Source organism: Aliidongia dinghuensis (assembly GCF_014643535.1).
Classification (GTDB): domain Bacteria; phylum Pseudomonadota; class Alphaproteobacteria; order ATCC43930; family CGMCC-115725; genus Aliidongia; species Aliidongia dinghuensis.
The window spans coordinates 356,190-382,822 of sequence record NZ_BMJQ01000003.1; the positions used below are offsets into that span (position 1 = coordinate 356,190).

Consider the following 26,633-nt stretch of genomic DNA (forward strand, 5'->3'; position numbering starts at 1 on the left):
CTCAGAATTTGTGGCTGAGCCGGATGACAAAAGCGTCTTCGTCACTCCTGGTCGTGCCGTATTGATGGCGCCGGGTCACGTCAAAGGCGAGATCGGTTCGCTCGCTGAGTTTATGATCGAGATCCAAGCCGGTCAGCAGATTGACGTTCGAGCCGATGTTCTGCAGCGTGCCGGTATCTATCGTATGCTCCAGTTGGCCTATGAAGGTGACGGTGGTCAAGGGGCTGAGGTTGCGACCGAGCGTCCCGTTGATGCCCTGCGTCCGGTCGCTGCCGATCACGCCGCCGAAATCCCGCGTCTCGAACAGACCGTTCAGCGAGAAGAAATTGAGCCCGTGGCTGCCGCTGACGCCGAACTGGAAATTCCGGGCGCGGTAGACCGCGTTCACCAGATTGTTCCCCGTCTGGTTGGGTGCCGCGGGCAGCCCGCCGATCGGATTGACAAAGTTGCCGTTGGCATCGACGACGACACCCTGCAGCGAGCTCGCAAGCGACTGCTGCTGAGTCTGCACGACGACGTCGTAGGTCGCCGTCAGCGTCATGTTCGGCAGGATCTTGTAGGTGAGTGTGCCGTTCTCGTACGGCTTGTCGTAGCGACGGCCGTAGCGCAGCGTCAGTTCCGTGCGCGGCCCCGGCACCAGGTGGAGGCCGGTGCTCCAGAACACACCCGACAAGCTGCTCGACGAGAAGGCCGACTGGTTTTCCGCGAAATTGTCGTAGCCGACCGTGGCCGGCACCCGGAACATGGAGTTGATCCGGTACTCACTATCGATCTCGGCCGTCTGCTGGTTGAGATGCGTGTCGTTCCCGCGCGAGATGGCGTCCGACAGCCCCAGCCGCCAGGTGAGCTGGGTGAAGATGGAACCGCTCGCCAGCTCGGCCGCGATATTCTGCTGCGTGCTGTTGCTAAGGTTGTTCGGCGTCGCGTTGTTGCCGCCGTTGAAATAGGCGACCCGGTTCAGCGAGTAGGACAGGGTCCCGACCGCCCAGTTGCCGAACTTGTTCACGTACTTGGGGGTGATCGTCGCGTTGGCGACCTGGGTTTGGTTGCCGAGGCCAGAACGCTCAGTCGCAGCAAGCTGCCCAGTCTGCGCGATGTCCTCCTGGTCGATCGACCCACGCAGCTCGACGCTGAAGGCGTCCTTCACCACATCGAATTTGTCGACCGTCAGCAGATTCTGGCGATAGCCGTTGAGCTGGCTGTCGGCGGCGTAGAAGTCGCCGCTGACCGAATAGGTGCCGTTGATCTGGCTCCGTTCCGTCTTGCCGGTGACGTCGATCCCGCCCGATGGCGTCGTGATCCAGTCGGACTTGCGGCTGTTCTGGGTCAGGAACGCATTGTCGGTAAACGTGCCCTGCAGGCTGGCGTTCGGCTCGAAGACGAAGGCCGGCCGGCGCTGCTCCACCCCCTGGAGCGCAGCCTCGGCGCCCGGCGCCGCCTGGCCGAACGCGCGAGCACGGGTCCCGGGTGCCGCCTGGGCTCCGGAACCGCCCTCATCGGAGCCACCCTGCCCGCTCTGGGCGTCACCCTGGTCCTGAGCGGCACCCTGGCCGGCCGCGCCGGGCTGCAGCGTCGTGTTGGGCGTCCCCTGGATCGGGATATTCACGCCCTGCTGGTCGAACGCCCCCGGCAGCGTCTGCGCCATGGCCGGGACGGCGAGCAGCAGCGCGATAGAAGAAGATGCGAGCGATAGACGCGCGTCGAGACGTCGGCGCACCGCCGATGCCCCCCTTCGACGGGTCACGGTGACCACCCCTTCTTAGAACCAGCTCTGCGGAATGACCAGAATGTCGCCCGGCAACATGGCCACGTTGGCCGACAGATCGCCATCGTTCATGAGGTCGGTCAGGCGGACCTGGTACTTCGCTTCCTTGCCGTTCTCCTGGCGCAACAGGATCGCCCGGTTGCCGGCGGCGAACTGGGTGATGCCGCCCACCTGGATCATGACATCCAGCACCGTCATGCCGTCGTTATATTGCAGCGCCTGCGGCTTGGCCGCCTCGCCCACCACGCGCACCTGCTGGGCATAGGGCCCCTTGAACCCGGTGATCATGACCGAGACGATCGGGTTCTTGACGTATTTCTTGAGCTCGTCCTCGATCTGGTGCGCAACCTCGACCGAAGTCTTGCCGGCGACCGGCAGGCTCGGCACCAGCGGCAGCGTGATCTGGCCGTCCGGGCGCACCGGAACGGTCGTCGACAGGTCAGGATTGCCCCAGACGAAAACCTGCAGCGCATCGCCGGGGCCGATCAGATAGATCGGATGCGAGACGGCCGCTTCCTGACTGAGTTGCGGCGCCTCTGGATAGCTGGAGCAGGCGGCGACGGAAGCGAGCGCCAGTCCCTGCACCAGAATCGCAAACACTTTGCCCAACCGCGAAAATTCTGACCTCATTTCGCCCCCCAAGGCCGTCACCACAACGTCGCCGCGAATGATTCCATGAAATCGTTCACAGGCAGACCGCCCACCCCCGGGCGATGATGCCGTATGTTGATTGCATGGCATCCTTTCCGGCGAAAGAAAAGAAATTTGACGAAAAGGATTAAAATTTGGCATATCGACCGGGACTTTAGCACTCGGCTCACTTAACCGTCATTGACAGTGATATAGAATCCGCAAGATTGCGGCTGAACAGCGCGCCTGCGATCGACCGATGAACCTTCAGTTGCGCTTCCGCGACACTTTTTACGCGTGAGGAAGCGCTTCCCTTGCCGCAGAACCCTGCCGCCGGCGGCGACGGAACGACGCGCGCGACGGCCGTAACTCCCGCTCGCAGTTCCGTTAGGGGTATATTAATGATGGCGGCCTATTTGTATTGGCATCTAAGGGCTTAGCATTCAGAACTCGGCCCGCGAATGCGCCAGAAGGTTGTGGTTGATCAATGCAACATCTGCTGACAATGGTGTTGAGCCGCACGCCGGCTCTTTGGCAGCGGCGATGGCTGGCTGTTCTTGTGGCTTGGATCGTCTGCCTCGTCGGCTGGCCGATCGTGGCGCTCATCCCCAGCCACTACGTATCCGAGACGCAAGTCTACGTTGACACGCAAAGCCTGCTACAACCCCTGCTGAGCGGCATCGCGGTCGACGTCGACCCGGCCCAGCAGGTCGACATCCTGAAGCGGACGCTGACCAGCCGCTCGACGCTCGAGCGTGTCGTCAAGATGACGCAGCGCGACAGCGCGATGACGGATGCCCAGCTCGACCAGGCGGTCAATACGCTCCGGCAGAACCTGACGGTCCGCAGCGCGCAGGACAAGACCTTCACCATCAGCTACGACTCGCTCAATCCGAACCAGGCCTATCAGGTCGTCCAATCGTCGCTGAACCTGTTCATCGAGAGCAATTTCGGCACGATCCGGCAGAACCTCGACAATGCGCAGTCCTTCCTGCGCGACCAGGTCGCCCAGTACGACGAGCGCGTGCGCAAGGCGCAGGAAGCGCTGTCGGCCTACAAGCAGGCCAATCTCGATGTGCTGAACGGCAGCAACTCGTACGGCGAGCTCCTGGGCAAGACGCGCACCGACGTGCAGGACCAGGCGGCCCAGCTCGACGACCTCAACGCGCGGGCGGCCGAGCTGCAGCGCCAGCTTCAGGGCGAGCCGAAATATGCGGCGGCCACCACCACCACGACGCCGCTCGCCGATACGGGGCCTAGCCTCGATAGCCGGATCCGTGAGACTCAGGCACGGCTGGATGCGCTCCGGACGCACTATACGGACAACCATCCCGAGGTCATCAACACGCGCCGTCTGCTCGACGATCTCAAGGCCCAGCTGGCCCAGCAGCAGAAGTCGAACCCGGGCGCCGGCCAGCCGCTCGGCTCCAACGAGGTCTATCGCCAGGTCAAGATCCAGCTGGTCGAGACCGAGGCGCAGATTGCCGCCACCAAGAGCAAGCTCGATCGGCGCAAGGCGGAGCTCGCCACGCTCGAGCAGCAGGCGTCCAAGATGCCGGCGATCGACGCGGAGCTGCAGCGCCTCAACCGTGAATTCGAGACGGCACGCGCCAGCTACGAACAGCTCGCCTCGCGCCTGCAGGCCGCCAACCTGTCGGAGAGCCGCGAGAACCAGGCGGACAAGATCCAGTTCCGCATCATCGACCCGCCGCAGGTGCCGACGCGCCCCTCGGGCATCAAGCGCTCGCTGTTGCTGACGCTGGTCCTCGTCGGCGGCCTCGCCCTCGGCGGCACGATCATCCTCATCCTCGTAATCATGCAGAAGACCTTCGTCGACAGTCAGCACCTGGCGCGCGTCACGGGCTATCCGGTCGTCGGCACGGTCTCGCTTGCCCGGGACGAGCGCGAGGAGAACTCGCATATGGTGAAAACGGTGCTGTTCGCCGGCTGTGCGCTCGGGCTGTTCCTCATCTGGGGCGGCCTGATGGTGGTCGAACGGAACGTCGGCCTGCCGGCGCTGCTGCCCGGCAAGCTGCGCCACGACCAAACCGCCGTCCTGCTGCCGACCGACAGCCTTCAGCACCCCTCTCACACCGCTTGACCAGAATATGCGAGGCCATCAGCTCATGAGCGATATCGACAACGAGGGCCAGGTCGCGGGCCGGCGCCCTTCGCTTGTGGAACGCGCCGCGCAGGCTTTGTCCAACCAGGCCGGCGACGCCGCCTCGACGACGCCGGCGCGCAAGCAGCCGTCCAAGCCCATGGCGGCGCCGCGCATGCCCGCCTTGCCCAAGATCGACGAGGCGGTGGAGGCGGAGGCGCAGAAGGCCGGCAAGTTCGTCCACCTGAACCTCGACGCGCTGACGGCCCGCCACGTGCTGACGCCGCGCGGCGAGCGCAGCCGCATGGCCGAGGAATACCGCTCGATCAAGCGTCCGCTGCTGCAATACGCCCGCGCCTCGTTCAAGAAGCCCGAGCTCAAGGGCAATCTCATCATGGTGACGAGCGCCATTCCGGGTGAGGGCAAGACCTTCACGACCGTGAACCTGGCCATGAGCATCGCCAAGGAGCGCGATCTCAACGTCCTGCTGATCGACGCGGACCTGAGCCGCCCGTCGCTGGCATCCCGTCTCGGCATCGAGGAGAGCCTGGGGCTCACCGACCTGCTCGAGGACCCGAGCCTGGACGTGAGCCAGGTGCTGCAGCGCACCAACATCCGCAACCTGTCGCTCATCACCGCGGGCCGGCCGCACACCATGGGCACCGAGCTCCTGGCCAGCCGGCGCGCGGAAACGGTCATCAACGAGCTCGCCCGCCGCTATCCCGACCGCATCATCCTGTTCGATACCTCGCCGATCCAGGCGACGAACGAGGGCGGCGCGCTCGCGTCCGAGGTGGGCCAGGTCATCCTCATCGTCGAGGCGGAGCGGACGACCGAGATGGAGATCAAGGGCGCGCTCGAGATGCTGAGCGTCTGCCCGAACGTCATGCTCCTGCTCAACAAGACGAAAACCCGTTTTGGTCGGTACTACGGCACGTATTACGGCACCTATTACGGGCAAGATGCTGAGCAAGCCTGAGGGCCGGGAAGCGCGGAATCGTTTGACGCTGCCCCAACCGGGCCCCACTGGATCGGCGTCCGCGGGGTCGTCGATAGGGCTCGACCGCGAGCGCCTCACCCTGGCGGTCGCGGGCGCGGGCATTCTGCTGCTCCTGCTGCTGTTCCGCGGCACGGCCGGCTCGATCGTCCGGCTCTGGTACGACGACAACGCCTATAGCCACGGCTTCCTGATCCTGCCGATCGCCGGCTGGCTCGTCTGGCAGCGCCGGGCGGCACTCCTCGCGGCGGCACCACGGCCGACCGTCTGGGGCCTGCTGCCGCTCGCCGCCGCCGCCACCGCTTGGCTCATGGCACAGGTCGTGAGCGTCCAGATGGTGAGCCAGTTCGCCCTCGCCGCCATGATCGATGCCTTGGCGCTGACCCTGCTCGGGTTCCGGGCGTTCCGTGTGCTGGCGTTTCCGGCGCTGTTCCTGTTCGCGGCGGTGCCGTTCGGCCAGGGCGTCACGCCGCAGCTGCAGGCCTGGACAGCCAATATCGCGGTCCAGGCCCTGCGGGCGGTCGGCACGCCGGTGTTCCAGGACGGGCTGCAGATAACCACGCCGATCGGTAATTTCGCCGTCGCCGACGAATGCTCGGGCCTGCGCTTCCTCACGGCCACGATTACGCTCGCGATCCTGTTCGCGAGCGAGTTCTACCGCACTTGGGCACGCCGCGCGGCCTTCCTCGTCCTCGCGATCGTCATCCCGATCGTCTCGAACGGGCTCCGCGTCTTCACCGTCATCCTGCTGGCACACGCCTTCGGGCTCGAGTTCGCTGCAAGCGTCGATCACGTCATCTACGGCTGGGTCTTCCTGACGCTCGTGACCGGCGTGCTGCTGCTGATCGGCTGGAGCTTCCGGGAGGCGCCGGCCGCGGCCACCGCCCCCCGCCCCGCCGACCGTTCGACCACACGCCGTCCCGCGCGCGACGCGCTCGTTGCGGCCGGTGCCTTCGGCATCCTGATCGCGGCGACCGCGACCGACGGCGCACTCGCCCGGATCCCCGGCCCCATCGCCGACCTGGCGCTGCCTGCAGCCGGCGCGCCACTCGATGCGGCCGCGATCCAGGCCCTGCCCTGGCAGCCCAAACTGCCCGGTGCCGATGCGCGCCGGGTCGACCAGGAACTTGTCGATGGCCGGCCGGTGACGCGCGTCGTCGCCTATTACGCCTGGCAGCGCCAGGGTGCCAAGGCCGCGAGCGACGCGGCGAACCTGGCGCCGGACGACTGGACGCGCCTCAGCTTCGGCAAGGCCGACGTCTCGATCGACGGCCAGTCGGTCGCGGTCCAGCGCCTGGTTGTGGCGCACGGCCGCCAGCACTGGTTGATTTATGCATGGTATTGGGTGGACGATCGCTTCACCGGCAGCGCCGCCGCGTCGAAGTTGCTGCAGATCCGCGGCCTGCTCGCCGGGCGCAATGCGGGCGCTGCGATCGTCATGGCGGCGCCGTTCGACGGCAACGAGTCGCCGGCCGAGGCCGAGCGCGCGCTCACCCGCGCGCTCGCGCAGCAGGAAGGATTGAGCCGCGCGCTCGCGCACGCCGGCAGCATGTAGAAAGGGTGGCCTGAACATGTGCGGGATTGCCGGAATCTATCACGAGCGCGCCGACCGGGCGGTCGATCCGAGCCTGCTCGAACGGATGAACGACGCGATCGCCCATCGCGGCCCGGATGGCGACGGCATCCACCGGGCCGAGGGCATCGGCCTCGCCCATCGCCGGCTCGCCATCATCGACCGTGCCGGCGGCCATCAGCCGCTGTTCAACGAGGACGGCAGCGTCTGCGTCACCTACAACGGCGAAATCTACAATTTCCAGGAGCTGTTCGAGGAGCTGCGCGGGCGCGGCCATGTCTTCCGCACCCATTGCGACACGGAAGCCATCGTGCACGCCTGGGAGGAATGGGGCGAGGATTGCGTGACGCGGTTCCGCGGCATGTTCGTCTTCGCCATCTGGGACAGCCGGCAGCAGACCCTGTTCCTCGGGCGCGACCGGCTCGGCATCAAGCCGCTGCATTATTCGATCCTGCCCGACGGCACTGTCGTGTTCGGCTCCGAGCTCAAGTCCGTGCTTGCCCATCCCGAGGTCGACCGCAGCCTCGACCTGCAGGCGACCGAGGATTACTTCGCGCTGGGATACGTGCCGGACCCGAAGACGATCTATCGCCACGTCCACAAGCTGGCGCCAGCCCACACGCTGTGCATCCGGCGCGGCCGGCCCCATCCGGCGCCGCGCTGCTATTGGGATGTCCGCTTCGCCGAGACCAGCACGCTGTCCGAAGCAGACGCCGCGGTCGAGCTGGTCGAGCGCCTGCGCGAGGCGGTGCGCATCCGGCTCGTGTCCGAGGTGCCGCTGGGCGCCTTCCTGTCGGGCGGTGTCGATTCGAGCGCGGTCGTGGCGCTCATGTCGCAGGAAAGCGGCCGGGTGATGGACACCTGCTCGATCGCCTTCGACGATCCGGCCTACGACGAGTCCGGCTATGCCCGCCAGGTCGCGACCCTCTACAACACGCGCCATGCGAGCGAGACCGTGTCGGCCGACGAGGTCGATCTGGTCGACCGCCTTGCCGGCATGTTCGACGAGCCGTTCGCCGACAGTTCGGCCATGCCGACCTTCCGCGTGAGTGAGCTCGCCAGACGGCGCGTCACCGTGGCGCTGTCGGGCGACGGCGGTGACGAGCTGTTCGCGGGATATCGCCGCTACCGCTGGCACGGCTACGAGGAGCAGGCTCGCCGCCTCGTGCCGGCACCGCTCCGGCAGCCGCTGTTCGGCCTGCTTGGCCGCACATATCCGAAGCTCGATTGGGCGCCCAAGATGCTGCGCGCCAAATCGACCTTCCAGGCGGTCGCTCGCGACACGGTCGAGGGCTATTTCCACGGCGTCTCGGTCATCCCCGACGAGCTGCGCCGCTCGCTCTATAGCGACCGCATGCGGCGCGACCTCGGCGGCTACGGCGCGATCGAGGTGTTCCGCGCGCACCAGGGCAACGCGCCGGCCGACGATCCGGTGGCACTCGCGCAATATATCGACCTCAAGACCTGGCTGCCGGGCGACATCCTGACAAAGGTCGACCGCACCAGCATGGCGGTGGCACTCGAAGTGCGCGTGCCGATCCTCGACCATCACTTCGTCGAATGGGCGGCGACGCTGCCGCGCACGTTCCGCCTGCGCGGCGCGGCCGGCAAGGCGATCCTGAAGAAGGCGTTCGAGCCGCTCTTGCCGAACGACATCCTGTATCGGCCGAAGAAGGGCTTTTCGGTGCCGCTCGCGAGCTGGTTCCGCGGCCAGCTCGCCGAACGCGTGCGCGACACGGTCTGCGGTTCAGTCATGGCGGACAGCGGCCTGTTCGACCGGGCGACGCTGAAGCGCCTGGTCGAGGATCACCAGTCGGGCCGCAGCGACCATGCCGCCGTGCTGTGGTCGCTCATGATGTTCGACTCGTTCCTGCGCCAGGACGGCCAAGCTCGCGGTACCGGCCTCGGCTACGCCGCATGATTCGTGCGACCGCATCGGTGCTGCTGGCGCTCGGCCTGTTCGGCGCCGGCGTTGCCCCGGCGGAGGACCTGCCGCAGACGATCCGCCAGATGAAGCCGTCCGTGGTCGCGATCGGCTCCTTCAAGAAGGACCGGGCACCCTCGGCGATCGTCGATGCGACCGGCTTCGCGATCGGCGACGGGCTTACAGTGCTCACCAGCGCGCATGTGTTCGGTCGCAAGCTCGCGGATTTCGAGCGCTGGGTCGTGTTCGTGGGCCACGGCGATTCGGCCCAGATGCGCGAGGCGCAGGTCCTGTGCACCGACCGGGAGCACGACATCGCGACCCTGCGCGTCGCCGCCCCCAACCTGCCGGCGGCGAAGCTGGCCGGCTCCGAGGTCGAGGCCGAGGGGCGCGAGATCGCCTTCACCGGCTATCCGCTGGGGGCGATCCTCGGGCTCTATCCGTCGACCGCGCGCGGCATCATCGCGGCTCAAGTGCCGGCCGCGATCCCGCAGGGCAACAGCCATACGCTGAATGCCGAGACGATCCAGCGGCTGCAGCAGAATTTCGAGGTCTACCAGCTCGACGCCGTGGCCTATCCGGGCAACAGCGGCAGCCCAGTCTATCGCGCCGATAACGCAACAGTGGTCGGCATCATCGACAGCGTCTATGTAAAGCCGACCAAGGAAGCGGCTCTCGCCTCCGTTGTTGGCACGCCGAGCGGCATCACCTATGCCATCCCGATCCGCTATGGTCGCGAGCTGGCGGCGAAGCCCGGCTGCAGCGGGACCTGAGCAGCATCAAAACAAGGCAGGTCGACGTGGATACGGAACAAGGCCTTCGGGCAGTCCTGGCCGAGGTGCTGAACCTCGATGGGCGCGCCGCCGCACTTACCGCCGCGAGCCCACTCCTGGGCGCGCTGCCCGAACTCGACAGCATGGCGGTCGCCGCCCTCATCGCCGCGATCGAGGATCATTTCGCGGTGACCTTCGAGGACGAGGACCTGACGGAAGACACCTTCGCCACATTCGGTTCGCTCGCGTCGGTCGTGGCCGCCCGACGGATTGACTGAGACGGGTTGGCTGACATGTCCGACGTCGACGCGCTCCAGCCGCTCTATCTGGACGGGCCGAGCGGCGCGCTATTCGCCGCCTGGCACCGGCCGGTGGAGACAAAGCGCGGCACGGTGCTCTATCTGCCGCCTTTCGCCGAGGAGATGAACCGGTCGCGCCGGACCATCGCGGCGCTGGGCCGCGCCATGGCAGCGCGCAGCCTGGGGCTGTTCGTGCTCGATCTCCACGGCACCGGCGACAGCGCCGGCGGCTTCGAGGACGCGCGCTGGAACGGCTGGCTCGCCGATGCAGCGGCGGCCATCCGTCATATCGAGAGCGAGGGCGAACGGGTCATCGGCACGCTGGGCCTGCGCACAGGCGCGCTCTTGGCGCTTGCCAGCGCCAAGGCCGCCGGCCTCGAGCGGGTGCTCCTGTGCCAACCGGTCGAGAGCGGCCGAACCTATCTGACCGGCCTGCTGCGCAGCCGCGTTGCCGCCACGCAGTCGGGCGACGGACCGCGCGTCACCATGGCCGGGCTCCGCGCGATGCTCGCCGCGGGTACGCCGATCGAACTCCTGGGATATCCGCTCGTCCCGGAACTCTTCGCCGGGCTCGATGCGGCAGATCTGGCCGAAATCGGCGCAGGCTATTCGGGCCAGGTCGACTGGCTGCACCTGACGACGCGCCCTGACGAGGCCCTGCCCCAGCGGTCGGCCGATGCGGTCGTCCGACTCCGCGACGGTATCGCCGGCCCATTCTCCTGTCGGACCATCGAGGCGCCATCGTTCTGGCTGCTCGAAGAAACGCCCGTCGCCGATCAATTCGTTATCGAAACAGTCGAAACATTGCTTTCGCCCGGCAAGCGAGCCGCAGCCTGATGGCAGGACCGGTCACGTCCGCCTGGTCCGAGGAGGCGGTCACCTTCTTCTGCGCCGGCGACCGGCTGCTGGGTATTCTGACCCGGCCGCGGGCCAAGGCGGAACTCGGCCTCGTCATCCTGCCCGGCGGCCTGCAGACGCGGGTCGGCGCGCACCGGCAGAATGTCCTGCTCGCCCGCGCCCTCGCCGAACAGGGTGTTGCGACCCTGCGGTTCGACGGCCGCGGCATGGGCGACAGCGAGGGCGCGCATCCCGGCTTCACGGCGCTTGGCCCCGACATCGCAGCAGCGGTGGCGGCGCTGCGCGCGACCGTGCCGGAGGTCGGGCCTGTCGTGCTCTACGGCCTGTGCGACGCCGCAACGGCCATCGCCACCGGGCTGCCGCGCGTAACGGCCGACGGCGCGATCCTGGTCAATCCCTGGATCCGCAGTGCTGAGACCTTGGCAGCCGCCCACATCCGCAGCCATTACCCGCGCCAGGTCCTGTCGCCCAGCTTCTGGAAGAAGCTCATGACGGGGCAGATCAACCCCTGGACCAAGGCGCGGGAGTTCTTGGCGACCTTGGCCACAAGCCGCCAGCCTTCGGGCGACAACTCGCTCGCCGATCGCCTGCTCGCAGCACTCTCCCGCACCGACTGCCCGATGCTGCTGCTGCTGTCCGACCGCGACATGACCGCGGCGGAATTCGAGGGCGCGGTCGTCGCTCGCCTGCCGAGCCCGCCGCCGCCTCACCTCACCATCGCGCGGGTCGAGGGCGCCGACCATACCTTCTCCCAGGCAATCTGGTGGCAGAGTGCGCTCGACCATGTTCGGCAATGGCTCGCCCGACAGCCGCGCGATCGGGCCGAGCCCTGGCACTCCCGGGTTCGCCGATGATCCCGCTCTCGCCGCAGCTCGTACCGGCGACCTTCCACGGCCGCGGCGACGTGCCTTCGATCCTGGATCGCCCGCACAAGCTCTTTCTCACCGCCGGCCGGATGGCCTTTGCCCTCGGCCTCCGCCTCGCCGGCGTCAAGGCCGGCGACGAAGTGCTTATCCCCGCCTATGCGTCCGGATCCATGGTCACGCCGATCCTGCTTCAGGGTGCGACGCCAGTGTTCTACCGACTGCGGCGCGACCTCTCGGCCGACCTCGACGATCTGGCTGGCCGGCTCACGCCGAGGAGCGCCGCCCTGCTCGGCGTCAATTTCTTCGGCTTCGCACAGGATTGGGCGGCACTGCGCGCGTTTGCCGACCAGTTCGGCCTCCTGCTGGTCGAGGATTGTGCGCACGCGCTCTACGGGTCCTGGCGCGGCCAGCCCTTGGGCTCGTTCGGCGACTTCGCCATCGCGAGCCTGACCAAGTTCCTGCCGGTCTGGGATGGCGGATTGCTGGCGCTGAATGCCCTGTCGGCGCCGCGGGTCGCGACCCGTGCTCCGTCCCTGCGCTCGGAACTCAAGGCCGTCTACAACCTGCTCGAAGAGGCGAAGGATCACGGGCGCAATCCGGTCCTGCGGCCGCTGCTCGCAGCCCTTGAGCGCAGCCGGCAACAGACCCGCCGATCGAACAGCCCGGCTGCGGCCGGCGAATCGCTGCGGCGCGACGTTACCGGTGCCGTCGACCCCGCCCGGATCCTGGATGCGCCGGCCGCGATTTCGCGGTTCGTTGCGCGCCGGGCCGCCCGGCCCCGCATCGCCGAGCGGCGGCGCCAGGCCTATGCGCTCTATCAGGAAGGGCTCGCCGGCGTGCCGGGCTGCGCCATGCCGTTTCAACCGACGGCGGACGAGGTGCCGTTCATGGCGCCGGTCTGGGTCGACGACCTCGACCGCTGGCATCCGCGCTGGCTCGAGCGGCGCCTGCCCATGCAGCGCTTCGCCGAGTTCCTCTGGCCCGACCTGCCGGCCGACACCTGCCCGGTCGCGCGCGACCTGAGCCGCCACCTCGTCCAGTTTCCCTGTCACCAGGACCTGGAACCGGCGGAAATCCGCTCGATCATCGAGACGATCCGCACCGATCTCTCAAGTGCGCGCCGGGCGGCGTCGTGACCGAGGCCAGGCCGATGCGCTGGACGCTGCATCCCGTCAGCGACCTGCCGAGCCTCATGAACGACTGGCAGGCGCTGGCGGCACGGCTCGACCGGCCGCTGCCGCTCGATTTTGCGCTCGTCCAATGCCTGCTCGACGCGTTCGAGCCGGCCGATGTCCGCATCGCCCGGCTCGGCGACCCAACCCACGTCCGGGCAATGGCCGTGCTCGAGAGGCAGGCGCCGCTCGCCTGGCGCACGGCGAAGCTCGACAACGCGCCCCTCGGCCTCTGGCTCGCCGATCCGGCGCTGCCGCTGGGCAAGGCGCTCGACGACCTGCTGCGCGCCCTGCCCGGCCGGCCGCTGCTCGTCTCATTGACCGGGCTCGACCCGGCGCTGACGCCGCGGCCGGCCGAGACGGGCCGCACGCGGACGCTCGACTATTTCGCGACACCGGCAATCACCATCACCGACCGGTTCGAGCCCTGGTTCGCCGGTCTCAGCAAGAACCTGCGCCACAATTTGCGCCGCCAGACGAAGCGGCTCGCCGAAGCGGGCGTCGCGGTCGAGATCCGCTGCCTGACCGCACCGGCAGAAATGGCCGACGCCGTCGCCTGCTATGCCGCGCTCGAAGCCTCCGGCTGGAAGGCAGAGGCCGGGACGGCAGTGACGCCGGGCTCGCGCCAGGCAGATTTCTATCGCCGGCTGCTGGAGCACTTCGCCGCCGCGGGCGAGGCGCAGGCCTGGCAGATCCGCTATGACAGCGCGGTTGTCGCGAGCGACCTCTGCCTCAGCCGCGACGGCACCACGATCATCCTGAAGACGGCGTACAGCGAAGTGCTGGCCGGCAACCAGACCTCGCCCAACCAGACCTTACCCAGCCAGACCTCACCGGCCCAGCTCATGCGGCGCGCCATGTTCGAGGCCCTGTTCGACGCCCCGGGTGCCCGGCGCATCGAGTTCTTCGGACCGCTGAAGCCGTGGCATCAGACCTGGACCCGGGAAGAGCGGCAGCTCTATCACCTGAACCACTACCGCTGGGATGTACTGCCGCGGCTGCGGAGCCTGATCGGGCGATTGCGGCGCGGACCCGCCGCGGCGCCGTAGCCGCTTATCGCCGCAGGATCGCGCGCCGGGCGGTCCCGAGCAGGAACAGCTCCAGCGGGTCCTTGTCGCGCGACAATTTCCAGAGCAGGAAGATGCTGCCGCCGTAGGACAAGACGCCGAGCGCGATCGCGGCGCCGCATTCCCGGAAATTGGCGATCGTGCCCGGCGTCGATGCCTGCCAGCCGTAGCCGGACGCCCACAGCACGATGGTCATGACCAGCGTCGCGACAAGCGGCCGCCACAGTCGGTAGACGATCTCGCCGACGGAAACCTCGACCGAACGCATCGCGACGACGAGGAACAGCACGCCCTCGAAAGTCATCAGGATTGCGGTGGCACCAGCGACCCCCAGCATGCCGAACTCGTGGGCCATGACGGCGCTGCCGATGACGCCGACCACCGCCGAGGCCGCGATGATCCAGAAATTGTTCCGGATGTTGCCGGCCGCGTTCATGACCGTGCTGCCGATCGCGGTCAGCAGGTAGAACGGCGCGCTCGCCGAGATGATCTGCATGATGCCGACCGCGTTGCCCCATTTGGGGCCAAGCGCCACGTCGACGATATAATTGCCGACGGCCGAGATGCCGATCGCCGACGGCAACGCGATCAGGGCCATGACCCCGATGGTACGCGCGAAGGCCGGCCCGAGGTTCGTCCCCTGGTGTCGCGCCATGGTGAAGCCCGCGAACAGCGCGCGACAGATCGGATAGATGAACTCGCTGATCGGCAGCAGGCCGATCTCGGACGCCATGGTGAAGATGCCGACCGCGGCCGGATCGAAGAACCGGCCGATGACCATCGTCCAGCACCGGTCGCGCGCCAAGGTTGCGATGCTCGACGCCCAGGTCCAGAACGAAAAGCTGGAAATCTGCTGCCAGCCGTGCATCGAGAACTTGGGCCGGTACGGGTGCAGGACATAGGTCGCCGCCAGCCGCACGAGCCGCAGTGCCGTGATGCCCGCGACCAGGCCCCAATAGGTCTTGAACACCATGGCGCAGGTGATCGTGACCACGACCCCGACCAGGCGCGGCAGCAGGAACAGCTGGAAATCCTTGTCGAAGCGCATCGCGCGCCGGAAATCGACGACACCGATATTCTCAAAGCCCTCGAGAACGGTGAGCACGGCCAGGACATGGAGGACGGGAACGATGCGCGGCTCGTTGAAGAACGCCGCCGCGAGCGGCGCGCTCAGGGCCACCAGGATGCCGTTGATGGTGCTCCGGAGGATGCCTAGCGTGAATGCCGTGTCGTGCAGATGGTCGCTGTTGCCGCCGATGCGGATGATCGCATCCTGGAGGCCGACCGCCGAAATCGAATCGAATGCCGCAACATAGGTCGTCGCGATCGCGACGATGCCGAAATCCTGCGGAACCAGCACTCGCGCGAGGAACAGCGTGCTGATGATCCCGAGGCCGCGCGTCACCAGGCGCCAAAGGACCATCCAGCCCGCGCCGACAGCGGTCTTATGGGCGATAGAAATGGTTCAGCTCCACTGTCAGGTTCTTCGAGGCCAGGTTCTTCGAGGCCGAGGGTCGGATACACCCACGCTCGGTGGAAATCCACCGCCGATGGTGGATTAGCACAGAGTGGTTAACGGTTTTCTCAATCGAAGAAGGCGGGCGAAACGTCGGACGGCGAGAGGCCGACGAACTCGACCGTATGCCCGGGCCCGACTGTGAGCACCGTCGAACCGCTCTCCGCCTTGCGGCCGGTCGCGATGATCTTGCCCAGGTCTGTCTCGCTCCCGATCAGGTGCACGTGATCCCTGCCGGGTTTGAACCCCTCGATGCGATCGACCGCCGTGTCGGTCGCCGCCAGATCGATCTGGGCACGTCCCGCGGCAAGGCCGAAATAGTTCTGGCCGGCAGCACCCGCCATCGCGGCATCGCCGGCGCCGGCGAAGAAATAATTGGCGCCCTTTGCGCCGATCATGGTCGTGGCACCGCTGCCGCCGACCATCACCGTGACGCCCGGCATGCCCTGCAGCGTGATTTGGCCGGCACCGCCGATCAACATGCTGTGTGCGGTCTTCGCCGCCAGCCGGCCGCCGCCCGGAGCTGGATAGAGGATCTCGTCATCCTGCAGGACATGGCCGTCGGCGAAGCGCGGATTGATGTTGAAGGCATTGCCGTTCGAGAACGCCTTCAACATGTCTTCCGCATTGGCGGAGAGGAAGGCGAAGGCCCGGAGCGCCCGCGGCTGCTGCGTCACCGAAAACAGGCTCGCCGTAGCCGCGCGCGCGATCGCGGCGTAGTCGTCTTTCGACTGCGGCGTGCCGTCGAGCTTGGTCGGCGCGGGCTTGCCGGCGAAGTTCAGGTTGTAGAGCTTCTCCCAGGTATTCACCGGCTGCTTGGTCTGCGGATCGATATAGGCCGAGTAGTAGTCCGGCCCGTGCAGGGGATTGAACCCTTCGGCGCCATGGGTGAAGCGGCCCGCGACGAAATTCGTCATCCAGGCGGCAAACTTCCTTGCCGGCTCCAAGCCGCGCCGCGCTTGCGTGCTCATCGTGATGGCAAGGAAATCCTGCTGCCACGGTGCGACCGTGGTCTTGTCGTAGGGGTTCTCGACGAAGCCCTCGATCGCGCCGGTCGGAAGCATGGCTCGGTCGACCAGATAGGTCTGGGTGAGCGCCGCCATGTTGTTGTCGAAGACCGACTGGAAATAGGCCTTGAGCGGCTCGTCGTCGGGCGCGATCCAGGAAGCGTTCGCGATCTCGCGCAGGCTCCAGGCGACGCCGCGCACCTGGCTCAGCGCCAGAAGCAACCCGGTCGCGTCCTTGCGGTAGTCCGGATCCTGGCACAGCACGATCCAGTTCGCCTCGGCCAGGAGTTGATCCAGGTAGAAATGGCTGCCGGTCGTCAGGTACGGCACATACGCCAGGTCCGGTGTATGTGCATTGTCCAGTTCCCAGCCGGAATTCGGGTCCACAAAGCCGCCGGGTACGCAGTCGACGGTCTTGCACCGCGGATCCAGAAAAAGGCGCGGATGGTTGAGCGCCGAGACGATCCGGCCGTCGAGCTCGCGGACATGCCAGGGGATCGACCCGGCCGCGTCGGCGGCGGCCAGCATGAGCGTCCGGGCGTCGGAATCCTGGGAGACGAGATAATTAGCCGCCCAGTCGGTCGTGGGACCAATATCGGCGCGGCCGCCGGTCGTAGCCATCTTGCGCATCACCGGCCCGGCACCGAGCGGCTCGCCCTCCGCCTTGGCAACCGAGGTCAGCCCCTGCCTGAGCGCGTCACGCGACACGCCCAGCGACAGGTCGAAGTCGGGCACCGCGCCGGCCTTCTCGAGATAGCCGACGTCGAGCACGACCGACGGCATCGGCGTCTCCCGGTTCCAGAACACCTTGTGCCATTCCTGGAACCGGCGATGGTTGAGGAGCGGCGATTTCCAGGTGGCCATGCCGCTCTGCGTGACGGTGGCGCTATAGACGCTCGGCTGCGGGAACAGGTAGGCGAGATCGTTGGACATGATCACGTCCGTCCTGACCCCGCCGTCCGCCGTCGCCCGGATGTCGAACGTGATGCGGAAGTTCGGCATGATCCGCTTGCTGACGCGATATTCCGAAGCGAGCGGGCCGCTGAGCCAGGTGGTGATCGAGCTATCGGCGGCACTCGATTCGAGCAGGCTCGCCGCATCGACCGACAGGTCCGGCAGGCCGCTCGTCGCCGGGAATTCGCGCCGCAGCAAAAGATCGTAGCCATGGGCGAGGATCGTCTGAGGCGTGATCAGCGCGCCTGAGGGCGTGCCCGACCGGGCCGACAGCATGACGGCGACGTTGGCATCATGGGCGAGCGCCGGCGCCTCGAGGCTGATCACGGCATGCTTGACCGACCGGTCGGGGTAGCGGGCCTTGATGTCGGCCTGCACCGCCACTGTGCCGTTCTGGGTCTTCGCTTCCAGCACGTCGCCATCCGGGAAGTCTCCCGGCGCGAAAGCCTGACCGAACGTCACGACCCGCGACGGCAGATCAACCTGCGTGTCGTTCCGGACCAGGACGGCCACGATTTCGCCGGGCTGGCTGGGTTTCGGCAGCGCGGGGGCGAGAACGGGGCCGCCACGGGGAGCATCGCCACCGCTGCTCTTGGCGGAAAACGCCGAAATATTGACGGGCTGCAGGCTCGGCAGCAGGACCCCGGCGCCATCGATGAAGAAGACCGCAGGCACTCGGTGCATGGTGATCCGCTGGGCGCTGGCATGCTGGTCCTCCAGCGTCACGCTGCCGTCCTTCTCCACGACGAACCGGTGCAACCACCAGGAATAGAGCCAGACCTTGACCGGCGTCTGCCCATCGCCGGTGACGGAGATGGCGCCGTCGGTCTTGGGATCCGGCACCGTGATCGCGCCGTCCTTTGCATCCGCGATGGAGAAGATGATTGGCGGCGAGGCGGCGTAGACCGCCGGCACCGGCAGCGAGAGGCCGACCCATAGCAGCGCGATCAGCGGCAGGACGTATTTGCCCAAGCTATCCATCCGGCAGAGAATCAATGCGTTCCTCATCAGCGTGCGATGGAAACGGTCCGCGTCCGACCTTTGGCCGAAACTATGCGAAGCGCCCCAGTCTCAAGCAAGCTGAAGCACCTTTCGCTTTCGGTTTGGTGAAGGAACGGGCCAACTGGCGCGTTAAAATGCCGCCGTTGATGGAAAATTCGCCGCAAAGACCGCACTCGAACCGCTGGCGACGGCGCCGAATCGCTGGCGTTGGCACCGAATCGGATTGGGGCCCATTCATCCGGCCGGCCCTGCGGCGATCACGTGGCGAAAGACCTGTTCCAACACCTCGGCCTGCACGGCCGGCGACAAATGCCGCTCGGCGAAACGGCGGGCGTTTGCACCGAGACGCACACGAGTCTCGGGCTCGTCGATGAGGCGCTGGATCGCGGCCCTGAGCGCCGCCGTATCACCGCATGGCACCAGCAGGCAGGTCTCGTCGGGCACGACATAGTCTTGGATGCCGGGCGAGTCGCTCACGATCAGCGCCTTGCCCATCGCCATCGCCTCGACCAGCGTCGTAACCCCGCTCGCGTGGATCGCCGGGGTGAGCGGCACGACGACGAGGGTCGCCTCCGCCAGCAGGCGGCGATACTCGACGTCGGGCAGACGGCGCGACAGCACCGTGACGTTCGGATAGGCCGCGCGATCCACGCGAACCCCGCTCGACTTGATCAGGATCGGCGCTGCGATGCCGCGCGAGGCCTCGAGCAGCGTCGCGAAATCGCGCGCAGCGTCGTCACCGATCGACAGGATCGCCCCATCCTGCGGAGGCGCCTCGGGCTCATAGAAATCGAGATCGACGTCGGCCGGCAGGAACTGTAGGAAACCATGCGCCGGCCAGCGCTTTTCCACGTAGGCGACTTGGTTGGAGCCGAGCAGGACGAGCCCATCGGCGCGCGGGATCACGAAGTCGAGCAGGCGTTCGCGCAGCCGCCAGGCTTCGGTCAGGCCGACGTCATGGATAACGACCCGTCCCTTGAAGCGGAACAGCCGGCGCAATAGCAGCACGAGAAGCGCGCTCGATTCGAAATAAGCGACGACGACGTCGACCCGGCGCTCGAACAGGAGGATGCGCAGCGCCCGCAACGGATCGAGCGCACGAAACAGCGTATGGCCTCCGGCAAACGGGTTCCACGGCCAGTCGAACGGATCGATCAGCTTCGCGTCGATGCCACGCTCGGCCAGGATCGTCAGGACACGCCTCAAATCCTCGGCCCCGCCCCGCCGGAAGGCTGCCCATTGCGGACCGAGCTTGCCCGCCGGCACGATCAGGATCTTGAGGCGCCTCGCCTGAACCGGACCAGGCGTCACGAACCGGCGTCGAACAATGCCAGGAACGCCCGCGCCTTGTGGCGCCAGTCAGCCGCCGCCGCCGCCGCGTGGCCGCCGTCGCGCAGCCGTTCGCGCACGATGGGATCGCGCCGCATCTCCAGCATCGCCGTCGCGATCTGGTCGACCGAATTGCCGTCGACCAAGAGCCCGTTCACACCGTGCCGCACCGCATCCTTGCTGCCGCCGTCGCTGCCAGCGATGACCGGCAGGCCGCAGGCATTCGCCTCAAGGAACACGAGGCCGAAGCCTTCGGTATCGCCGTTGGGCAATTTGCGGTTCGGCATCACGAACACGTCGCCCAGCGCGTAATGGTCGACCAGCTCGTCGTCGGCGACCGAGCCCGAGAAGCTCACGAGCCCGGCCACGCCGCAGTCGGCTGCAAGCGCTTCGAGCGCGCCGCGATAGGGGCCGTCGCCGACCACGAGCAGGCGGCTGTCGGGAAACTCGACTGCGATCTTGGCGAGCGCGCGGATGGTCTGGTCGATGCCCTTCTTCTCGAGCAGCCGGCACACCGAGACGAACACGAACGAGCCCTCGATACCGTAGCGCGCAACCAGGTCGGGCCGGCGCTCGACCGGCCGGAAGCGCGCCACGTCGACGCCGTTCTCGATCAGCCGGATCCGGTCGGCCGCCTTGTCACCCAAGAGCTCGGCGACTGCCCGCGCCGTGAAGCGGCTGACCACCACGATGTGATGAGCGGCCATCAGCGCCCGCCGGCGCCGTTCCTTGGTCGAGTCGTAATCGTCCTGGGTCGTGATCTCCTCGCCATGGACATAGACCACGCGGGTGATCGACGGGAGGAGCCGCAGCACGCCGAATACCCAGGCGCTCGCGACCAGCTCGCCGATACACACGACGGCGATGCGGTCGCGCATCAGGCTGCGGACGAGCGTCGCGAGCAGCCCGGCCCGAATCGAGATGTCCTGCAGGAGGAAGCGCAGGCGGCGCAGGTGCCGCGGCACGGCATCGCCGATCACCGTGCGCAGCAGGCCCAAGCGGATGACCGGATAGGGCGCCAGCCGATCATGCTCGCGCCAGCCGATGAGCGGCAGCCCGTCCTGATAGCTGATGCGCGGCGCCACCACGACGATGCGGCCGCCGGCGGCGCGCGCGAGCGCGTCGTAGACGATGCCGGAGCCGCCGCGCACCGGCGGCAGGTTGTTGGTGATGAGAAGGACCCGCTTCTCCGCCATCGCCTCAGCCATCGGCCAACAGCGCCGGCAGTTCGGGGGACGCGACGAAGCGGACCCGGAAGCGGTTCGCGAGCATGTCCATGATGGCCGACAGACGATCGTAGAACGCGTGCAGATCGGCGCGGCTCTGCACGTAGGGGTTCTGCCCGACGCTGAGCGAGGAGCTGTGCAGGCTGAGCGCCAGGACCGGTTCCTTGCGGCGCAGCAGGCTGCGGGTCAGCCGTTCGGCGGCGGCGACGTCATTGCCCTCGGGCGAGAGCGTAATGCGTTCGGCAAAGCGCGTCCGCGCCATCAGGCCAGGCATGATCTGCTGCTTTGGCACGGCACTGAGCCGGCGGTAGAGATGTGCCGCAGTCCGGCCGCCCCAGCCGACGATGCTGCGGCACAGCGGCACTTCCAGCACCCGGCGCCGGCTGCCGAACCAGAACGTGTTGTAGTCGTCGGCGCTGAAGTCCGGCCCCTGCTCGTCGGCGAACGATGTGCAGGGCGCCATGCTGGTGTCGACCTCGAAGCCGTATTTCTCGAGCAAGGCCGGCGTATAGGGGCTCAAGCCGTAGCGGCCGGCGCGATAGACCGTCGGGTCGGTGCCGAAGCAATGGCGGAACAGACGCATCAGCTCGACGAGCTTCGCCTCTTCCAGTTCCGGGCCGAGATTGGTCACGAAGGAATTGCGGATCTCCGGTGCCTCGGTCAGCGGCGGCGTGACCCAAGGATGCTGCTGAACGCCGACACGGCACTGGCCGCGCGCGACCCGGGCGCTAAGCGAGGCGACGATGCTCTCGTCCTGCAGCACTGGATAGGTCAGGAGATAGGTCGGCACGGCGCCATAGGCCCCGAGGATGGTCTGCAGGTCGGACAAGTGGCGCATGCAGGTGAGATCATAGGGCTCGCCGCGGACCGGGCGCAGCCAGGCGAAATCCTCCTCCGCATCGATCAGCACGCAGCACAGCGGTTGCGTTGACGGCGCGCGCGCGCAGGCCGGACGGACCTGAGGAAACGGACTGTTGTTCTTCGGAGGCTGAAGCATGCGCATCGCTATCGATGGAGACAAGGTCCGTTAGAGGCTTCACCCGTTTCAGCGCACCCCTCTCCGGCAGGTCGCTCACGGTTCGGTCGGCATAGATCCCAGTTCTTGCTGAACAAAGCGTTGATGCCGCGATTGTTGCCGCGACCGGGCACGCCTCGTCTAGAGGCTCCGGCCGACGCCTGCAAGTCCCATCGGCGCTGAACGGAGGAGAGACCGACCTTTGCCAAGCGGGTCCGATCCGTGGATGATCCAGCAAAGCCGCATGAGCCGGAGGTTATCCGAGATTCGCGCCTCGCTTGCAATCGCGTCGCTCGCGGCCCTGCTCGCCGGGCTGGCCGTGCCCTCGGCCGCCCGCGCCGACGGGCCGGCGTGGCCGGACTACCAGGTGATCATGTGGCAGAACCAGACGCCGGCCCGGCTCGACGGCTTGGCACGCCTTGGCGTGACGGCCGGCACGATCCACGGGCGCCACGGTCCGATCGCCCCCGACGAAATCGCGCGCGAAACCGCCCCGTTCCGCGCGCTCGGCCTCGGCTGGTACGTCGAGAACATCGCGACCGACTTCTATTCGGCCTATCACCGCTGGCACCCGGATCGGCCGGTGACCTGGCTGTTCGACGAGGCGAAACGGCTCCACCGGCAAGATCCTGCCGATCTCACGCCCTTCATCCGGACGCCAAGCCTGTCCGATCCCGCGTGGCTCGCCCGCATTGCGACGCGGCTGAAGCAGCATGTCGCCGCTTTCGGCCAGCCGCGCCCGCTCTTCTTCAACCTGGCCGACGAGGCGGGCACCGGCGACCTCGCCGCCGCCTGGGACTTCGACTTCGCGCCGGCTTCGCTCGACGGCATGCGGGCCTGGCTGCAGCAGCAATATGGCTCGCTCACCGCCCTCAACCGGGAATGGGACAGCCGCTTCACCAGCTGGTCCGCGGTCGTGCCGATGACGACCAATGAAGCATTGCGCCGGCCGGACGAGAATTTCGCCGCGTGGGCGGACTTCAAGGAATGGATGGACGAGGCATTTGCCCGTGCCGTGCGGATAGGCACCAACGCCGTCCACGCGGCCGACCCGGCGGCGCTGGCGGCACTCGAAGGCGCCCAGATCCCGGGCTGGGGCGGCTACGACTACAGCCGCCTCGCCGGCGCGGTCGACGTGATGGAGATGTATGATTTCGGCAACAACGTCGAAATCGCCCGCGCGCTCAATCCACAGCTGGTCGTGCTCCATACCTCCACGCTGGCGGACGCGTCGCAGATCCGCGCAATCTGGCACGCGCTGCTGCTGGGCGGGCGCGGCCTCATCCTGTGGGACGAGAACGGCGCGTTCGTCGACCAGAACGGGGCGCCGACACCGCGCGGCCGGACGCTCGAGGTGCTCACGACGGAACTGCGCTCGGGGCTCGCGGCACAGCTGATCGCGAGCCGGCCGGCCCGGGATCCGGTCGCCATCCTCTATTCGCCGGAGAGCCTGCGGCTCCAGTGGCTGCTCGACCGCAAGGCCGACGGCAAGCCCTGGGCCGAGCGTCAGGCCGAGACCGAATATGACGAGGACAATCCAGTGCGTGCGGCGACGCGGCGCGCGGCCGGGCTCCTCTCGCACCTGGGCGTCTCGCCGCAATGGCTGACGCCGGACAGGATCGAGACGGGCGCGCTCGAGGCCGACCGGATCCGCGTGCTGGTGCTGCCGCACACCATTGCGTTGTCGCCGGCAGAGGCGCAGCGGATTCGGAAATTCCTCGCCCGTGGCGGCACGCTGCTCACCGACACGATGCCTGGCGCATTCGACCGGCACGGGCGCCGCGTCGAGCGACCGCCGCTGGCCGACCTTGCTGGTCGCGGGCGCTTCCTGCTGCTGCCCGATCTCATGCAGGACCGGGCGCCGGGCGATCCGCTGCCACTCGTCCGGCTCCGGCGGATCCTGGCAACCGCGGGCGCGCCGCCGCCGTTTACCCTTTCGGCGGCCGATGGCAGCACCGCGGCCGATATCGACGCGCGCGTCTTCCGCGACGGCGATGCTGTGATCGTCGGCCTGCAGCGGGACGGAGACGGCTCAGCGGAACAGCCGCAGGCAATCACGCTCGAGCTCGCCGCCCCCGCCTATGTCTACGACCTGCGCCGGCCGGGCCTGCCCCAGCGCACGACCCGGCTGACGCTGGCGCCGGAGGCGACCAGCGCCGCCATCCTGGCGCTGCTGCCGGCGCCACCCCCGCCCCTGTCGATCGAAGGACCGGACCGGCTCGCGCCCGGCGGCAGCGCCGACTTCACCATCTCCGAGAAAAGTTCGGCGTGGCGTGGCGGACGGATCGTTCATATCGAGCCGATCGCGCCGGACGGCACGGCGCTGCGCCAGGGCACAGCCAATCTGGCGCTCGACGGCAAGCGCACCGTCTGGCGCTTGGCACTCCCCGCCGATGCGACGCCAGGGGCCTGGACCATACGGCTCCGCGACATGTTCGGCGGCGCCGAGCTCATGCACGGCATAGACGTATCGAAGGTTGCCGACAAACCATCCGACGACTGACGCTGGTTGTCCGGCTCGATCCGACGCAGTACAGTCGCGGTCCCGAGCGACCGCGCCCGACGCGCAAAGCCGCTCCGGGACTTTCCTTGCGGAGATTGGGTGCTGCCATGACGGTCTCGATGTTCTGGACGGCCATGCGGGTGCGGTTCGTCCTGGTCCTCGCCGGCCTGATGCTCACCCATGCCGGCTTCGCCGCGAGGCTCGATGTCGGCCCCGGCAAGACCTACAAGATGCCGTCGGAGGCTGCGGCCGTCGCCAGGGACGGCGATCATATCGAAATCGCGCCCGGGCAATATTTCGACTGCGCCGTCTGGCGCGCGAACAATCTGGTGATCGAGGGCACCGCGCCCGGCGTCGTCATCACCGACAAGACCTGTCAAGGCAAGGGCCTGTTCGTTATCTCGGGCAACAACACGACCGTCCGCAACCTGACGCTCACGCGCGCCCGCGTGCCCGACATGAATGGCGCTGGCATCCGGCTGGACAGAGGCAGCCTGACGGTCGATGGCGTCAAGTTCATCGACAACCAGGACGGCATCCTGGGCGGCGGCCCGGGCGACACGGTCATCATCCGCAACAGCGAGTTCGTGAAGAACGGCGTCTGCGCCCCGGTCTGCGCCCACGGCATCTACGTCAACAACGCCGACCTGCTGCAGGTCGAGAGCTCACACTTCTCCGATACACAGCAGGCGCATTCGATCAAGTCGCGCGCGCGCCGGACCGTGGTCACCGGCTGCACCATCACCGACGGTCCGACCGGGACCTCGAGCTACCTCATCGACATCCCGAACGGCGGTGCCGTCGTCGTGCGCAGCAACATACTCGAAAAGGGGCCGAAGTCGGACAATCACACGACGGCAATCGCGATCGGCGAGGAAGGCGTCACCCAACCAACGCAGGAGATCACCGTCACCGACAACAGCTTCCGCAACGACGGCAACTACCAGACGCTGTTCGTCTGGAACAACACGGCGACGCCAGCCGCGCTCAAGAACAACAAGCTCTTGGGTTCCGTGGTCCCACTGAGGGGCGACGGCTCGGCACAATGAGCCCGGCCGAGCGGGTAGCCAGGCATCGAAATTTCGAAATCTTAAATCGTTAGCAAATCTTCCCCCTCCCCGAGTCGGCGCAAAAGCGGCGGCATCCTGGCGCCGGCTGTTCTTGGGCGAGCCGGTGTCGTAGACCGCGGCGTGAGCGGCCTAGATGGTCATGTCGCGCGGTTTCGGCTTTAAGCTTTAAGCGGCGGGTTCTTCACGGGACGAGCAGCGCATGTTCGAGTTCTCCAAGATTGTCGGATTGCTGCTTCACCCGAGCCTGCTCATTTTACTGTCGTGCGTGGTCGGGCTCCTGTGCGCCCTCGTCCGCCGCACGGCGCGTCTCGGCCGCGCCTTGTTGATGGTGAGCGCCGCATTGCTCGTGTTCGCCGCCCTGCCCATGAGCGACTGGCCGATCGAGATCCTGGAGGACCGCTTTCCCGAACCGACCAGGCTGCCCGACCATGTCGACGGCATCATCGTGCTGGGCGGCGCCATCAATCTCGGCGTCTCGGCCGAGCATGACGCGCCCACGCTCAAGGCGGGCGCCGACCGGATAACAACCTTCCTCGCCCTCGCCCGCTATTTTCCCGGTGCCAAGCTCGTGTACACCGGGGGCTATGGCGAGGCTGACGTGGCACGCGATCTGTTCGGCGGCCTCGGCCTCGACCTCGATCGCGTCACGTTCGAACGCAAGTCGCGCACCACCTGGGAGAACGCGCTGTTCTCGAAACGCCTCGTCCAGCCGGCCGAGGGCGAAACCTGGCTGCTCGTCACCTCGGCAATCGATATCCCGAGGGCGGTCGCCTGCTTTCGTGCGGTCGGCTGGCACGTAACGCCCTGGCCGGCCGGCTACTTGATCCAGCACGACCGCGACGCCTATCTGCCGAACCTGCCGCAGGGGCTCGCCAACCTGGACTGGGCGACCCATGAATGGCTGGGCCTCGTCTATTATCGGCTGCGCGGCTGGACCGACACATGGTTTCCGGCGCCGGAGCGGGGCGGCCAATCCGTCTAGCGTT

The 26,633-nt window shown here is 67.3% G+C and carries 20 protein-coding genes; 13 read left to right on the forward strand and 7 right to left on the reverse strand.

Translation table 11 applies throughout. From position 1 onward, the window contains the following. Window position 1 precedes the first annotated feature (1 nt). Both IEY58_RS07635 and IEY58_RS07640 read right to left on the reverse strand, forming a co-directional pair. Complete coding sequence (locus IEY58_RS07635; protein WP_189044212.1) at window positions 2-1,744, reverse strand: TIGR03016 family PEP-CTERM system-associated outer membrane protein; 1,743 nt, start codon at window positions 1,742-1,744, stop codon at window positions 2-4. Between the two features lie 15 nt (window positions 1,745-1,759). Beyond that, entirely contained in the window at window positions 1,760-2,365 is a 606-nt protein-coding gene (locus IEY58_RS07640) for an XrtA/PEP-CTERM system exopolysaccharide export protein (RefSeq protein WP_229743572.1), read from the reverse strand. Window positions 2,366-2,900: 535 nt separating this feature from the next. Here IEY58_RS07640 and IEY58_RS07645 point away from each other — a divergent pair. The 10 genes from IEY58_RS07645 to IEY58_RS07690 are packed head-to-tail and all read left to right on the forward strand — an operon-like array spanning window position 2,901 to window position 14,007. Continuing rightward, window positions 2,901-4,496 carry an XrtA system polysaccharide chain length determinant gene (locus IEY58_RS07645; RefSeq protein ID WP_268237556.1) on the forward strand — a complete coding sequence of 532 codons (1,596 nt, stop codon included), beginning with the start codon at window positions 2,901-2,903 and terminating at the stop codon, window positions 4,494-4,496. 25 nt (window positions 4,497-4,521) lie between these two features. Continuing rightward, entirely contained in the window at window positions 4,522-5,475 is a 954-nt protein-coding gene (locus IEY58_RS07650; protein ID WP_189044218.1) for an XrtA-associated tyrosine autokinase, read from the forward strand. 22 nt (window positions 5,476-5,497) lie between these two features. After that, entirely contained in the window at window positions 5,498-7,048 is a 1,551-nt protein-coding gene (xrtA, locus tag IEY58_RS07655; protein ID WP_189044220.1) for an exosortase A, read from the forward strand. 16 nt (window positions 7,049-7,064) lie between these two features. Further along, window positions 7,065-8,987 carry an XrtA/PEP-CTERM system amidotransferase gene (locus IEY58_RS07660; RefSeq protein WP_189044222.1) on the forward strand — a complete coding sequence of 641 codons (1,923 nt, stop codon included), beginning with the start codon at window positions 7,065-7,067 and terminating at the stop codon, window positions 8,985-8,987. Further along, complete coding sequence (locus tag IEY58_RS07665; protein WP_189044224.1) at window positions 8,984-9,763, forward strand: S1 family peptidase; 780 nt, start codon at window positions 8,984-8,986, stop codon at window positions 9,761-9,763. Before IEY58_RS07660 ends, IEY58_RS07665 begins: the two co-directional genes overlap by 4 nt. Window positions 9,764-9,789: 26 nt before the next feature. Next, complete coding sequence (locus tag IEY58_RS07670; protein WP_189044226.1) at window positions 9,790-10,041, forward strand: acyl carrier protein; 252 nt, start codon at window positions 9,790-9,792, stop codon at window positions 10,039-10,041. Window positions 10,042-10,056: 15 nt separating this feature from the next. Beyond that, entirely contained in the window at window positions 10,057-10,899 is an 843-nt protein-coding gene (locus tag IEY58_RS07675) for an alpha/beta hydrolase family protein (RefSeq protein ID WP_189044228.1), read from the forward strand. Next, entirely contained in the window at window positions 10,899-11,774 is an 876-nt protein-coding gene (locus tag IEY58_RS07680; protein WP_189044230.1) for a hydrolase 1, exosortase A system-associated, read from the forward strand. Before IEY58_RS07675 ends, IEY58_RS07680 begins: the two co-directional genes overlap by 1 nt. Continuing rightward, a complete protein-coding gene (locus IEY58_RS07685) occupies window positions 11,771-12,922 on the forward strand; it encodes a DegT/DnrJ/EryC1/StrS family aminotransferase (protein WP_189044231.1) in 1,152 nt (383 codons plus the stop codon). Before IEY58_RS07680 ends, IEY58_RS07685 begins: the two co-directional genes overlap by 4 nt. Then, window positions 12,919-14,007 (forward strand): GNAT family N-acetyltransferase, encoded by a 1,089-nt coding sequence (locus IEY58_RS07690; protein ID WP_189044233.1) that lies wholly within the window; start codon window positions 12,919-12,921, stop codon window positions 14,005-14,007. The genes IEY58_RS07685 and IEY58_RS07690 overlap by 4 nt, the downstream gene beginning before the upstream one ends. A gap of 4 nt (window positions 14,008-14,011) precedes the next feature. On the opposite strand, the gene IEY58_RS07695 is transcribed toward IEY58_RS07690, so the two are convergent. The 5 genes from IEY58_RS07695 to IEY58_RS07715 all read right to left on the reverse strand — a co-directional run bounded on the left by IEY58_RS07695 (window position 14,012) and on the right by IEY58_RS07715 (window position 22,056). Further along, window positions 14,012-15,448, reverse strand: a complete 1,437-nt coding sequence (locus tag IEY58_RS07695; RefSeq protein WP_189044235.1) for an oligosaccharide flippase family protein — start codon at window positions 15,446-15,448, stop codon at window positions 14,012-14,014. A 161-nt stretch (window positions 15,449-15,609) separates the two neighbouring features. Further along, entirely contained in the window at window positions 15,610-18,483 is a 2,874-nt protein-coding gene (locus IEY58_RS07700) for a hypothetical protein (protein WP_189044237.1), read from the reverse strand. Window positions 18,484-18,738: 255 nt separating this feature from the next. Continuing rightward, window positions 18,739-19,815, reverse strand: coding sequence for a glycosyltransferase family 4 protein (locus IEY58_RS07705; RefSeq protein ID WP_189044239.1), 1,077 nt, complete (start codon window positions 19,813-19,815; stop codon window positions 18,739-18,741). Continuing rightward, on the reverse strand, window positions 19,812-21,041 hold the full coding sequence (locus tag IEY58_RS07710) for a glycosyltransferase family 4 protein (protein ID WP_229743563.1): 1,230 nt from the start codon (window positions 21,039-21,041) through the stop codon (window positions 19,812-19,814). The genes IEY58_RS07705 and IEY58_RS07710 overlap by 4 nt, the downstream gene beginning before the upstream one ends. Then, the gene (locus IEY58_RS07715) at window positions 21,034-22,056 is read right to left on the reverse strand and encodes a polysaccharide deacetylase family protein (RefSeq protein WP_189044241.1); all 1,023 of its coding nucleotides are present in this window, start codon (window positions 22,054-22,056) and stop codon (window positions 21,034-21,036) included. The genes IEY58_RS07710 and IEY58_RS07715 overlap by 8 nt, the downstream gene beginning before the upstream one ends. A gap of 262 nt (window positions 22,057-22,318) precedes the next feature. Between IEY58_RS07715 and IEY58_RS07720 the strand changes: the two genes are divergently transcribed. The 3 genes from IEY58_RS07720 to IEY58_RS07730 all read left to right on the forward strand — a co-directional run bounded on the left by IEY58_RS07720 (window position 22,319) and on the right by IEY58_RS07730 (window position 26,629). Further along, window positions 22,319-24,577 (forward strand): alpha-amylase family protein, encoded by a 2,259-nt coding sequence (locus tag IEY58_RS07720; protein ID WP_189044243.1) that lies wholly within the window; start codon window positions 22,319-22,321, stop codon window positions 24,575-24,577. Between the two features lie 107 nt (window positions 24,578-24,684). Next, window positions 24,685-25,626, forward strand: a complete 942-nt coding sequence (locus IEY58_RS07725; protein WP_189044245.1) for a right-handed parallel beta-helix repeat-containing protein — start codon at window positions 24,685-24,687, stop codon at window positions 25,624-25,626. A gap of 220 nt (window positions 25,627-25,846) precedes the next feature. Next, window positions 25,847-26,629: a YdcF family protein gene (locus IEY58_RS07730; RefSeq protein WP_189044247.1), complete on the forward strand. Its 783-nt coding sequence runs from the start codon at window positions 25,847-25,849 to the stop codon at window positions 26,627-26,629. The last annotated feature ends 4 nt before the right edge of the window (window positions 26,630-26,633 follow it).